The sequence below is a fragment of the Castellaniella sp. genome, assembly GCF_041675725.1.
GTDB lineage: Bacteria > Pseudomonadota > Gammaproteobacteria > Burkholderiales > Burkholderiaceae_B > Castellaniella.
In genome coordinates this window covers 25,886-38,290 of the sequence record NZ_JBAYTI010000030.1, presented here as the reverse complement: position 1 = coordinate 38,290, position 12,405 = coordinate 25,886, and the positions used below count along the sequence as shown (strand labels likewise).

Here is a 12,405-nt window from a genome sequence, read left to right as displayed (position 1 = left end):
GAGCGAACTTTCGAGGTAGTAGTGGTCGAATTGCAGGCCGAAGGCCTGCAGGTCGAGGTCTTGCTCGTGGCGCAGGCTGGCCACGGCAAACTGCCGGATGGCTTCGAGGTCGTCCACATCGCCGGCGGCCTGCACGGGTTCGCCATCGCTGGCCTGCACCGTGGCCTGCGCCAGGTAGGCCCGGGCGATGTCGGCGATGTACTCGCCCCGATAGCCATCGGCCGGGTAGCCCGGATCATCGGGCCGCATGCCGCGCGCCCGCGCCTGTACGCTGATGGCCAGGTTGTGGATCTGGTTGCCGGCATCGTTGTAGTAGAACTCGCGCGTGACCTGCATCCCCTGGGTGGCGAACAGGCGGCAGATCGAATCGCCCAGGGCGGCCTGGCGCGCATGACCCACGTGCAGGGGGCCGGTGGGGTTGGCCGAGACGAACTCGACCAGCACCCGGACGGGCTGGGGCGGGCGGTGGCCGAAATGGGCCCCGTGTTGCTCGATGTCTGCGAGTACGGCCTGGTGTGCCGCCGGGCTGAGGCGCAGATTGATGAAACCAGGCCCAGCGACCTCGGCCTGGGCCACCAGCGACCGGGCGCCGTCGAGCGCGAGCAGCGCGTCTACGATCGCCTGGGCGAGCTCGCGCGGATTGCGCCGGGCCGAGCGCGCCAGCTGCATGGCGACGTTGCAGGCGACATCGCCGTGGGACGCCACCTTGGGGCGTTCCAGGAGGATGTCTGCCTGGGCGTCGGGCAATACGGCGGCCAGGGCTTGCTGAAACAGGGTCGTGAGTAGGGCGTGTTGCTGAGGCAGCATGGTATCCGTGCATGAAAGACTCCCGAAATGATAGCCCGATTTCAGAGCGGCCGTGGCTGGGCCAGCGGCCCGCCAGGCCCTTGCTGGGTCTGTAGCCATTGATCGTAGGCCTGCATGTCGACCCGCCCCACGACGTGGGCGGCCTGGCCTGCTTCGGGGCTGCGGTCGATGAAGGCTTCGAAAAGCTGGCGTTGGGCCTGCCCCAATTCGGGGTCGGCGCCCTGCAAGCCCTTGTTGCGCGCCGCCGAATCTTGAATCAGCCGGTCGCCCGGCGCCAGGCCACGCAGCAGGGGGGGCCGTTCGTCGTGCAGGAGCGGTTGGCTGACGTCGCGATCCGCCGCCGGCAGGGCGGCCAGTGGCACCTGGGCGGCCCATGCCTGCCAGGCCATCCAGTTCAGCGCGACATCCGACAGGTCGCCGGCGGGGAGGCCGCCGGCCCCATCGCCCAGCAGGCCGCCGCCGATATCCCCATGGGCCCCGATGAAAGGCGCCTCTACCGTATACCCTGCGGCGCTGTCGCGTACGGATACCAATGGAAACAGGACGCGGTATTCGTGCACGGCCACGGCGTGGGCCACCCATTGCCAGGCGCTTGCGATGGTCAGGTCGTAGCCGGCATTGGCCGAACCCAGCAGGCCGAATTGCGCGACGGTGTCGAACAGGCCCATGAAGCGCAGATCCACACAGGCACCGATGGCCCCCCGCAGGGGATCATCGTAGGAAAACCAGCCGTTTTGCGTGTTGCGGGCGATTTGATTGGCAAATTCGCGCGCCAGGGCGGCACCCCGGGAGAACCCGAGGATATCGATGGGCAGGGGGGTCGGCAGCCCGCGGGCGCGCTCTAGCGAATTGAGCAGGGATTGCCACTGGTTCTTGAGGATCTGCTGGCTGCTGGCCGCCGTGACGGCATCCCAGGTGAGATGGCTCGAGCTGCCGGGCCCGCTGTGATAGTACGCCGCCCCATCGGTATAGATCTGCGCCAGCTTCCAGACGTTGCTGCCCGTTCCGGCATCCTGGCGGGTGCCGTCAAAGGCCAGCAGTATCAGGCCCAGCGGGTCGGCGTGACGCAGGAATCGCTGGGCGGCGTGCCCCAGCGCCTGCTGTCCGGGGAGCGGTCCCAGCGGGTCGGGTTCGAGATAATGGCCGCGTTCGGGCAGATAGGTGCGAAACACGTTGTCGTACCAGCCGGTGGCGGGATCTTCGACCTGGCCCGGGCGGCGCAGCGGAAACTGCAGATCCCCGGTGGCCCGCAGCACGCGGCCGAACCCGTCGTACACGGCCTGCCAGCGCGGCTTGCCAGCGTCGTCGGTGATACGGACGGGCGTGCCCTGCAGGTCGGCGTGGACATAGTACAAGCGGGTGCGGCCACTTGCGTCCGTTTCGAGCAGGCCGACCGGCACCTGTTGAGCATAGAGGTAGCGTTGACGGATGCGGAAGCCCGTGGGCTCTGGCGATGCGGTTGCGTGCTGCCACACGCCGACCAGGCGATTGTCCAGATAATAGCGCTCGATCCGCATGTGGGCGTATTCGCTGCGGATCTGGTGGCCGCGCGCGTTGTAGGTGTGGCGCACCAGGGGCTGCCCGTCCTGGCGCACTTCGCCCAGGCGGCCCTGCGCGTTGAATATCAGGGTGCGCGGGCCGATCGCCACAGGCAGGCCGGCAGGATTGCGCTGGATCGGTGGCAGGTGGGTGGTGTCACCGTTCTCTGCCTGGGCCCCGAGGCTGCCGTCGGGGTGCCAGGCCCACCATTGTGATCGTGCCGCGTCCAGCTGCACGACTTGCCGGTCTTGCGCGTCGTAGCCCAGGTGGCGGTCAAACAGCAGGCCGCCATCGGCCTGCCACTGCCGATGCCCAACGATGCGCCCGTCGGCGTCGTAAGACAGGTGCTGGCGCCACAGCGGCGTGGAACCGCGCGACAGGACCAGCTCGCCCGCGTGGCCGCGGGCCTGAGTGCGGGCCTGCAAGTGCAGGCCGTTGCCATAGCGGTAGCCGGCCTGGCCGGGGCGGGTCGTCACCACCGGATGGTGTTGGCCGTGGGGGTCTTCCCAGATCAGACTGCGCAGGGTTGCGGGATCGGACCAGCGATAGTGCAGGACCCCCCCTTCGGGCAGTGCATGGCGAATCAGCCGGTTGCGCGCATCGTATGCAAAGTGTTCCTGGTAGGACAGGCGGCCGCCGCCCTTCAGGGGGCGCTGCACATGGTGGACGACGACCCGGCCATGGGGATCCCGTGTCAGGGTCTCGACTTCCTTGGGGTGCGTCAGCCGTTCGGGCCATGGCCCGCGCCATTGCACGCGGATGTCCACAGCGGTGGCCTGGGGCCCCGTGTAGTACAGCCGGACGGGGCGGCCGGCGCCATCGTGGCGTAGGGCCATGCGCCGTGCATCGGCCCATTCGACCTGCTGCAGGCCGCCATCGGTGCCATAGTGCAGGCGGGTCGGCCCTGTGAGGGCGCTGGACCACGCCGTGCGCCGGCCTTGCGCGTCATGCTGCAGCGCCAGGCCTGGCCAGCCGCCGCGCGCCTGGCGCACGGTGCGCAGGCGGCCGTGGGTGTCGCGGCCCAGCGTCAGATCGCCCACGCGCGCCAGGTGCCCTTGGGCATCGTACTCGAAGCGGGTCTCGTGAACTGGGCAAGTGGGACAGGCTTGCCCCTGGGCCTGTTCCAGGACGCTGCGCCCCGCTTTTGTGTCGTGCTGCAAGACAGCCCAGGCCTGGCCGGCCTGCAGGCGGGTGCGCGCCCGGTGCGCAGGGCTGGTGGCGGGGGAGGACGGCTGTTGCGGCGGGTCGTAGTCGACCGTGAGCGGGCGGGTGGCGCTGCGGGGTTGGCCGGTGCTGGCCTGGACGACGCGGCCCGCGGCGTCGTAGCGCCAGGTTCGCAGCCGCACCCCCCTGCCCTCGGTGTCTTGCAGTGTGACGCCCGTGAGGACGTGGCGCCGCCCCGCCTGCCGCTCGGGTTCGTAGTGGTGGATGCGCCGCATGCCATCGGGCCGCTGGATCGTATGCAGCCGGGCGGGCTGCCCCAGATAGGTATAGGCAAACCGGCCCAGCGGGGTGTCCAGGCGCACCAGCCGCGGTGCGCCGTGGCGGATTTCATAGTGCAGCTGCAGGGTATCCGCGGGATTGCTGACCCGCCACAGCAGGCCCTTCCAGGGCACGGCGTCGGATGCGGCGGTGGCTGGCATGCCGTAGTAATCGAGCGTCAGGCGTTGGCCATCGGGCTCGACGATGGCCAGCAGGCGCCCCATGGAGTCGAACCGCAGATTGCGCCCCGGGCGTTCAGCGTTTGGCGCTTGCGCATCGTGCCACTGTGGGTGATTCGGATCGGACAGGTCCAGCCGGCCGGCCCCGGCCGCCCCGAGCGCGCGGCCGCGCGCGTCGAAGCGCAGGCTGCGTCCATCTGGAAATTCGAGGCGCCAGCCATCGGTGAGCGCCTGCAGCCGGATGTCGTATCCGTGCTGCCAGCCGCGCCCCAGTGGCCCGTCGTTCAGACGCCCGGAACGATACAGCCGTATCCAGGCGGGGTGCCCAAGGTGGGCAGGCGGCGGCACATCGATTTCCTGCAGGTATTTCTCGCCGCTGGGCAGCTGGATGGGGTTGCCGATGCCCGAATCCGGACCGGGCTCCAGCGCTGGCCCATGCGGGCTGCGAACGCCGCAGGGCGCCTGCAGCGCGGGTGCCTGGCACGTGAGGGCCGCGTGCGCTGCCGCCGGCAGCAGGCTGAAAGCCAGCAGCGCCGCGAGGCGGCACAGTGGGTTTGGATGCGGCCGCCTGGCCCCGGTGGCGGACAGGGTGCGGGGCGGCGCTAGGGCGGGATCTGGCATGGGGGGCAGGGCCATGGGGCCGGATGGTGGATCGAGTGCGTTCAGGGGCCACTTGATTGTCCATCTTGGCAGCGTGCATGCGATGGGGTAGTGTATGGATATGTCCATTGCAGGAAACCGTCATGCTCGTTGTGTTTCAGTCAAAGTCCGCGGCCGAGGTCCTCATGTTCGCCCGGCACGCCCGGCCGATTCTGCAGGCGGCAGGCAAGGTGTTCGACACGCCGGATCTGCCCGAGCGCGGGGTGATCACCCGGGCGCAGCTAGACGCCGCGATTGCGGGGATCGAGCGCTTGATGGCGGCGGATCTGGGCCATGACGATCCGGATGATGATCACGACGATTCTGCCGAACATCCGATCTCGCAACCGGTCGGCATGCGCCGCCGGGCCTGGCCGCTGCTGGCGATGCTGCGCCAGGCAAGAGAACAGGGCGAGGACGTCACCTGGGAACCGGCCCCGATCTGGTAAAAGCACCGATCCGGTAAAAAAACGGGGTGCCGTGTGGCGGCAGGGGCCTGCGAATGCGGCGCCTGATCACGCCGCCGCCTGCAGGGTCGCCTGCAATGCATCGGCCAGCGCGGCGATCACGGCGTCGCGCCGCTCGTCTGGTTCGGCCGGGCCTTCGATCGCGCACCAGGCGGGTTGGCTGCGGGCTTCTTTCAGCAGGTCCTGAACGGGCGGCGGCAGCGCCTGGGCAGGGGGCACTGAATCGGCCCGGCCGTCGGGGGTTGCCGGCCCCGCCGCAGCGCCTGTAGCAGACACCGTGTCTGGTGCGATGGTCTGGCTGGCGGCATGGCCACGCTGTTCCAGTGCGCGCAGCAAAGCCAGTTGCCGGATGCCCAGCAGTTGCAGCACGGGGTCGTCCAGCGTCATTTCGCGTCGCCCCGAGAGCCTGGACATCAACCGCCGGCCCCATTGTCCGGCGCCTTGCCAGGTTCCACCCAGGGCCGCGCCCAACAGGGTGGCGGCCCCGAGACTCAGGCCGCCCGTCAGGACGTCGACCGTGGCCCCGGCCACGGCTCCGGTGGCCATGCCTTTGCCGACGTGTATGCCAAACTGGCGCAGGGCCTGTGGATGGAACAGGTCCATCCCCCAACGCTCGCCTTCGAGCGGCAGGGTGTGCTGCGGAAAGACCGCGGCGCTGAAACGGTAGCGCTTGAGCATGGCCTCGACGCAGCGCTGTTCCCGCGCCCGGATGCGTGCGCGCAGTGCGCGGGCGGTGGCGGCCACGGCCGTGGGTTCGTCCACACAGGACAGGCGCAGGGCCGCGGCGTCCACCAGCAGCTCCGCAATCAGGCGCACGGCATCCCGCCTGCGTTCGACGCGTTCTGCCTGCAGGTGGTCCTGCAGGCGCTGCAGGGCGGGGGCATGGCGCTCGAGCAGCAGCGCCAGGCGCTGCAGCAGGCGCATTTCACCGTCCACGGGCGGCACCACGGTATCGAAATCCACGCTGACATGCAGGCCCTGGCGCGCCAGCGCGGTGCGCCAGGCAGCCGGGTCTGCCTGGGCCGCGTGCGTGAAATTGAGTACGGGCAGAATGGGGCGGCCGCACATGGCCAGCAGGGCCAGTTCATCGCGGTGCTTGGGCAGCACGGGGTCCCGGGCATCGATGACGTACAGTGCGGCATCGGCCTGCAGAACGGCCTTCAGGACACGGCATTCCTGTTCGAACCGGTTTTGGGCTGCGGGGCTGTCGAGCAGGGTGCGAATGCGCTCGGGGCCGTCTGGCCGCGAGCCGGATGCGGGCAGCGTGTCCAGATGGTCCAGTGTGCCCATGGCGTCTTCCAGGCCGGGGGTATCCCGCAGAATCAGCAGGGCGCGCCCGTGCGCGTCCAGCAACCGGGCGCTTTCGACCTGGCGCGTAGTGCCTGGCTGGTCGGCCACCGCGCCGAAGTGCTCGTCGCGCAACAAGGTGCGCAGCAGCGACGTCTTGCCCGTATTGGTGTGGCCGACCACGGCCAAGTCCACGGCTTTGGCGTGCTCAGCCATGGCGTGAACCCTCCGGCGTCCTGAACCCGCCCGATGCGTCCGCCACGACCGGGATGCCGCGCTCGGCCAGCGCATGCTGCCAGATCGCGAGGCGTGCGCCGGCATCACCGCCCAGGCAGGCGACCCGCATGCCTGGGCACAGCGTGTGAAGTTCCTCGAACCAGCGCAACGTGCCGCGGTCGGGTGTCAGGCGGGCATCGCAGGCGAGCAGCAGTCGGGCCGGCGGCGGATCCAGCTGCGCCCGCAGACGTTGTCGATCGCTCCGGCCATCACTGCGGCCGAGGTCTTGTACGTGGGCTGGCAGGTCGGGTGGCGGCCAGTCGAGATCGGGCCCGAGCTCGTGCGCCAGAATGGCCGTACGCCCGCTGAGAGGCCCGGGCTGCGGTTCGGCCGACGCCATGCGCTGGATCTGCGCCGGTGCGGGCTGGTCGGTGCCCAGGGAATCATGGCGGGGGGCCAGACGTTCGCGCAGGTCGATCCACCCGGGCAGGGCCGGATCGATGCGCAGACGCGCCAGACGGTGGCGCCATTCGATGGCGCAGGCTGCAAGCGCCAGTACGCGGGGCAGCAGGCCCCACGCCAGGATGCAGCCGATCAGCCAGAGCGACCAGTCGGCCTGTACGGCCGGAGACAGGGCGGGTTCGTTGAGGCTGGCGGCGATGCCGGCATCGGGCGGTAACGGAAATCCGAAGCGGCCCGGCAGCCAGCCGAGCCAGTGGGTCAGGTGGGTGAAGGCCTGGGGAGGCAGCAGCGTGGTTTCCCAGTGGAACCGGTACTGGCGCGTGCTCAGCAGCAGCACCAGCGTAGGCAGCATGCCCAGAAATCCGGCCGACCAGAGCGCATGGCTGACCAGGCCCATCGCCGCCTGGGTCGCGCGCGCCCGGCTCAACAGCGAGAGCAGCGCCTGGCCGGCCAGCGTTGCATCCGGGCCGCGGGCCAGCCGGCGGGTCAGCCAGAGCCACAGCGAGGCGAGCCCGCGCCCGCCCGAGAGGCCGGGCAGCCGGCTGAGCAGCCACAGGGTGAAGGTCAGCAGGTGCAGGCCCAGCAGACCGGTCAGGGCCAGGGCCAGGTTGATGCGGCCGTCTTGCTGGGCCAGCACGGTGCCGGCCGTGCCCGCCCCGGCGAGACAGGCGGCGGCCAGCAGCAGGATGGCCGCCCAGCGGGCGCTGTGCGCCCAGTGTTGCACGTGCTGTTGCAGGCCGCTGTCGGCCGCCAGCCGGCCGGCTCGCCACAGGATGCGGCCTGGCAGGTCATCGGCCCGCTCGCAGGCCATCCGATTGGCCTGTGCGTCATCGAGCGGACCCTGATAGGCCTCGCGCAGGCGGATCGCCTCTGCCAGCCAGTAGGCGAATACGGGGTGAGTGGCCGGACCGGGGTCTGGCGTGCCGGTGGCAGTGTGCCTCATGCAGACGCTACGCAGGACGAATCAAACGCGACAAATGAATGATGATACCGAGTTTCAGCGCGGTGCTTCACAGGGGGGGCGGCAGGGTCACGGTCACGCCCCCGTCCGTCGGCAGGGCCGCGCAGCGGGTCATCACCCTGAGCTATACTTTCTCATGCCCCGCATCGATCTTCTCGAGCCAGCTGTCATGTTGGCCACGGTGGTGCAATGGCTGATACTGGCCTCGCTCACCGGTCTGGTGGTCGGGGTCGGGGCCAGCATTTTTCTGCATGCCCTGTTCTTCATGACAGACCGGACGCAGTCCATGCCCCTGTGGGCCTATTGGCTGCTGCTGCCGGTAGCGGGCCTGGCCAATGGCCTGCTCATGGGTCGCAGCTTGCGTTACCAGCAGGCGTGCGGCCTGCGCGACTCGCTCTTCGCCGCCGTCAACGAGCAAGGCGGCCGCATGCCCTGGCGCATCCTCTGGATCAAGCCGGTGGCGGCGATCATCACGCTGGCCAGCGGCGGGTCGGCCGGCAAGGAAGGGCCATGCTCGCATCTGGGGGCCACCCTGGGATCCTGGCTGGGGCAGGTTTTCCGGCTGAACACCGAGCTGCGCCACCGCATCGTGGCGTGTGGCGTCAGCGCCGGGTTCGCCAGCGTGTTCGGTACGCCCATCGGCGGGGCCATTTATGGGGTCGAGATGCTGGTGATCGGACGGGTGCGCCACGATTTCCTGTTCCCTGCACTGATCGCCGGCGTGACGTCCTACCAGGTGAGCAAGGCGCTGGGCATCCCCTACGAAGATTACACGCTGGCCGTCTGGTCCCCTTTTTCCGAAACGTTGTTCTTGCGCATCTTGTTGATCGGCATCCTGTGCGGGCTGGTGTCCTGGCTTTTCGTCGACATGGTGCAGGCGGTGCGCCGGCTCTGCCTGCGCGTGCAAGTGCGCTGGTCGATCTGGCCGCCGCTCATGCCGCTCGCCGGCGGGCTGGTGTTGGCCCTGCTGGTGACGTTGCAGGTGCCGACGGACTACCTGGGGCTGAGCCTGCCCCTCATGGACCAGGCGCTGGCCGGGGATGCCGTCCCGGGCAGCGGATTTTTCTGGAAGACGCTGTTGGTGGCCATCACGCTCGGTTCGGGCTTCTACGGTGGCATCGTCACGCCGCAATTCGTCATCGGCGCGCTGGCCGGCAACAGCCTGGCGCTGCTGCTGGGCATCGATCCCGCCCTGGGCGCCGCCGTGGGGCTGGTGTCGGTGGTCGCGGCGTGTTCCAATACGCCTCTGGCCGCCATTCTCATGGGGGTCGAGCTCTTTGGCGCCGAGGTTGGCACCCTGTATGCAGCGGGTGCCGCCATCGCGGCCTACCTGATCATCGGCCACCGCAGCGTCTATCCAGACCAGCGGGTGGGCCACGCCAAGTCGTCCTGGCTGCGCGTGCGCAGCGACATTCCAGTCGGGCAGGAAAAGATCCACCTGTCCTCGGGGCTCGTGCGGGCCTGGCGGCAGTGGCAGGTGCACGGCTGGCGATCCGTATGGCGTGCGCGCCCGTCCAGCCCCCACCCGGAAAAACTCACCGAACCCAACCAGCAATCCGATGATCGACCATCCTGAATTCATGCTTGCCGGCATTGGTGTGCTGGCGATGGCGGCCCAGTGGCTGGCCTGGCGTGCGCGGGTGCCCGCCATTCTGCTTTTGTTGCTTGCGGGTATTGCGGTGGGGCCGGTGGCGGGTTGGCTCGACCCCGATGCGCTGTTTGGCGACTTGTTGTTTCCCCTGGTGTCTCTGTCGGTGGCGGTCATCCTCTTCGAGGGCAGCCTGACACTGCAGTTCCATCAGCTGCGCGGCCTGCGCCGCGTCGTGCGGCGCCTGGTCGGGGCGGGCACGTTGATCAGCTGGGCCGTAGCGGCCTGGGCCGTTCATTTTTTTCTGGATTTTCCGGTCGATCTGGCGATTCTGTTCGGAGCGATCACGGTCGTGACCGGGCCGACGGTGATCGCCCCGCTTCTGCGCACGGTTCGACCCGTGGCACCCGTGGCGCATGCGTTGCGCTGGGAAGGCATCCTGATCGACCCGATCGGCGCCCTGCTCGCCGTGCTGGCCTATGACCTGGTGGTGGCCTTGCGCATGACCCAGGATTGGGGCTTCGCCTTGTGGGATTTCGGCACCACCCTGGCGGTGGGCCTGGTGCTGGGGGTCCTGGCAGGGTGGTTGCTGGGTATATTGTTGCGCAAGGGCTGGGTGCCGGACGCACTTTTGAACCTGACGGTTCTGGCCTGCGTCTTTGCGGCTTTCTCCGTATCCAACCTGCTGCAGCACGAGTCGGGCCTGCTGACGGTCACCATCATGGGGATCTGGCTGGCCAATCGGCCTGGGATTCCGCTCGATGACATCCTCGAATTCAAGGAAACGCTCAGCCAGATTCTGTTGTCGGCCGTGTTCATCCTGCTGGCCGCTCGCGTGGCGCCAGAACGGCTGATCGAACTGGGCTGGCCGGCGCTGGGGGTGCTGGCGGTCATGCTCTGGGTGGGCCGGCCCCTGAAGGTGGCGTTCTCGACCTGGGGCTCGCCGCTCAACTGGCGCGAGCGGGCCCTGCTGGCCTGGATTGCGCCGCGCGGGATCGTGGCCGCGGCGGTGTCGGCCCTGTTCGCCCTGCGTCTCGAGGTCATTTCGGTGCCCTATGGCGACCGGCTGCTGCCCATGACGTTCCTGTTGATCATCGTCACCGTCATCTGGCAAAGTCTGACGGCCCGGCCGATGGCCCGGCTGCTCAAGGTGGCCGAGCCCGATCGGGTCGGTTTCCTGATAGCCGGCGCCAATCCCGTGGCGCGCGCGATCGGTCTTGCGTTGCACGAGCACGGGGTGCCGGTGCGCCTGTGCGACAGCGACTGGTACAGCTTGTCCAAGGCCCGCATGCTGGGCTTGCCCACCTACTACGGCACGCCGGTGTCGGAGCACGCCCGATACAACCTGGATACCACCGGGCTGGGCCGGTTGTTGGCGCTGGGCGCGAGCAACCACGGCAATCAGCTGATCGCCGCGCGGGGGCGCGACGAGTACGGCAAGAAGCGGGTCTTCAGCCTGCCGGACAGCCGCGGCCCGGACCTCGCCGACAAGCACGTACTGACGCCGGAATATCGCGGCCGTACCCTGTTCGCCCCGGACCTGGGCTACTGGACGTTGATGGCTCACCTGGCGGCCGGGGCGCAGATCAAGGCCACCCGGCTGTCCGAGGCGTTCGATTTCGAACAATATTGCAAGGGCAGCGAGACAGGCGCCATCCGGCCATTGTTTGCCATCGATCCCAAGGGGTACGTGCGCCCCTTCACGCTGGATCAGGCCTTGCAGCCAGGGGCTGGCTGGGTGATCATCGGCTTGTCCATCCCTGCTGGCGAAACCCCCGTCCCTGCGGCCGATCAGGCGGCCTGAGGCGACGTTCCGCGGGGTGTTCAGGGTTATCCCTGAAGTATCTTTGCGACTGTGACGAGGCCAATGGGCTGGCTATTCTGGGGGCCCGACACAAGGAGACCCCATCATGCGCGAGCGACTCGACTGTGCCCTGCTGGCTCTTGGGCAGGATCCCTGGATCCACGCCTGCAGCGGCATCCATACCGGCGGCCGTCTGGTGCTGCACCCGCTGCCTGTCCAAGATACCCCCGGCCAGCCTGGCCATGTGCGGGCCGAAGCCCGCCTGGCGCACCCGGCCCTGGCCCATGGCCGCTATGATGCGGCCCTGGTTCACGTGGATGAAAGCAGCCTGGGGGTGTGGCGCACCGCGTTTGCCAGCTGTGCCGGGCGCCTGCCGGCCGTCGTCCTGGTCTATGCGGCCGATCTGCGCGCCCAGGCAGTGCGCGACCTGCTCACCCTCGGGGTAAGCGATTTTACCCGCCCGCCATTCTGCCCCGAAGAGCTGCGCGCCCGGGTCGAACAGGCCTTGCGCCGGCTCAGCCCCCTGGGCATCGCCGAAAAAGACCCGGTCTACGGCGTACCGGGGCTGGCCCTGCGTACGCCGGCGGGTGGCGCCCCGCGTCCCACCACAGAAGCCGACCTGTGCGCATCCATCCTAGAGCGCTCAGGCAGCGAACTCGAAGCCTATGCGGTGGCGCTCGCCATGCAGCGCGCCACCTCGCACGAATCGTTCAGGGCGGCCAAGGGGCGCATCATCGCCCGCTTCGAACGGGCCTACATCTGTGCGGCGCTGGGCCGGCACAGCGGCAACGTCACCATGGCGGCCCGCATGGCGCAAAAGCACCGGCGGGCCTTCTGGGCGCTGATGCGCAAGCACGACATCGATCCCGCACCCTATCGCAATGACGCCTGACGGCTCTGCGGGCCCGTCGGGGCGGGGCTGCCCGCACGGGCTGGTAAAATCGGGGCGGCCACCGTATCGGTGGCCCTCGCCC

Annotated in this window: 8 protein-coding genes; 4 read left to right on the top strand and 4 right to left on the bottom strand. The window is 68.9% G+C overall.

The window, feature by feature from the left end; translation table 11 throughout:
* Together argS and WCZ84_RS07950 are read right to left on the bottom strand one after the other, a co-directional pair.
* Positions 1-807 (bottom strand): arginine--tRNA ligase (argS, locus tag WCZ84_RS07955; RefSeq protein WP_372685731.1); only part of this gene is annotated, 807 nt, incomplete at its 3' end.
* A gap of 41 nt (positions 808-848) precedes the next feature.
* Positions 849-4,643 (bottom strand): phospholipase effector Tle1 domain-containing protein, encoded by a 3,795-nt coding sequence (locus tag WCZ84_RS07950; protein WP_372685730.1) that lies wholly within the window; start codon positions 4,641-4,643, stop codon positions 849-851.
* Between the two features lie 107 nt (positions 4,644-4,750).
* On the opposite strand from WCZ84_RS07950, the gene WCZ84_RS07945 reads away from it, so the two are divergent.
* Entirely contained in the window at positions 4,751-5,095 is a 345-nt protein-coding gene (locus tag WCZ84_RS07945) for a DUF1840 domain-containing protein (RefSeq protein ID WP_372685729.1), read from the top strand.
* A 66-nt stretch (positions 5,096-5,161) separates the two neighbouring features.
* On the opposite strand, the gene WCZ84_RS07940 is transcribed toward WCZ84_RS07945, so the two are convergent.
* Positions 5,162-6,616, bottom strand: coding sequence for a GTPase/DUF3482 domain-containing protein (locus tag WCZ84_RS07940; RefSeq protein WP_372685728.1), 1,455 nt, complete (start codon positions 6,614-6,616; stop codon positions 5,162-5,164).
* Complete coding sequence (locus WCZ84_RS07935; protein ID WP_372685727.1) at positions 6,609-8,021, bottom strand: DUF2868 domain-containing protein; 1,413 nt, start codon at positions 8,019-8,021, stop codon at positions 6,609-6,611. Before WCZ84_RS07935 ends, WCZ84_RS07940 begins: the two co-directional genes overlap by 8 nt.
* Positions 8,022-8,175: 154 nt before the next feature.
* Between WCZ84_RS07935 and WCZ84_RS07930 the strand changes: the two genes are divergently transcribed.
* The 3 genes from WCZ84_RS07930 to WCZ84_RS07920 all read left to right on the top strand — a co-directional run bounded on the left by WCZ84_RS07930 (position 8,176) and on the right by WCZ84_RS07920 (position 12,323).
* The gene (locus tag WCZ84_RS07930; RefSeq protein WP_372685726.1) at positions 8,176-9,615 is read left to right on the top strand and encodes a chloride channel protein; all 1,440 of its coding nucleotides are present in this window, start codon (positions 8,176-8,178) and stop codon (positions 9,613-9,615) included.
* Positions 9,599-11,431, top strand: a complete 1,833-nt coding sequence (locus WCZ84_RS07925; protein ID WP_372685725.1) for a cation:proton antiporter — start codon at positions 9,599-9,601, stop codon at positions 11,429-11,431. Before WCZ84_RS07930 ends, WCZ84_RS07925 begins: the two co-directional genes overlap by 17 nt.
* A 106-nt stretch (positions 11,432-11,537) precedes the next feature.
* The gene (locus WCZ84_RS07920; RefSeq protein WP_372685724.1) at positions 11,538-12,323 is read left to right on the top strand and encodes a hypothetical protein; all 786 of its coding nucleotides are present in this window, start codon (positions 11,538-11,540) and stop codon (positions 12,321-12,323) included.
* The last annotated feature ends 82 nt before the right edge of the window (positions 12,324-12,405 follow it).

Excerpts from the sequence above, each read along its gene's own strand:
- WCZ84_RS07950 (WP_372685730.1), bottom strand. The coding sequence starts at position 4,643 with ATGGCCCTGCCCCCCATGCCAGATCCCGCCCTAGCGCCGCCCCGCACC.
- WCZ84_RS07945 (WP_372685729.1), top strand. The coding sequence starts at position 4,751 with ATGCTCGTTGTGTTTCAGTCAAAGTCCGCGGCCGAGGTCCTCATGTTC.
- WCZ84_RS07940 (WP_372685728.1), bottom strand. The coding sequence starts at position 6,616 with ATGGCTGAGCACGCCAAAGCCGTGGACTTGGCCGTGGTCGGCCACACC.
- WCZ84_RS07935 (WP_372685727.1), bottom strand. The coding sequence starts at position 8,021 with ATGAGGCACACTGCCACCGGCACGCCAGACCCCGGTCCGGCCACTCAC.
- WCZ84_RS07930 (WP_372685726.1), top strand. The coding sequence starts at position 8,176 with ATGCCCCGCATCGATCTTCTCGAGCCAGCTGTCATGTTGGCCACGGTG.
- WCZ84_RS07925 (WP_372685725.1), top strand. The coding sequence starts at position 9,599 with ATGATCGACCATCCTGAATTCATGCTTGCCGGCATTGGTGTGCTGGCG.
- WCZ84_RS07920 (WP_372685724.1), top strand. The coding sequence starts at position 11,538 with ATGCGCGAGCGACTCGACTGTGCCCTGCTGGCTCTTGGGCAGGATCCC.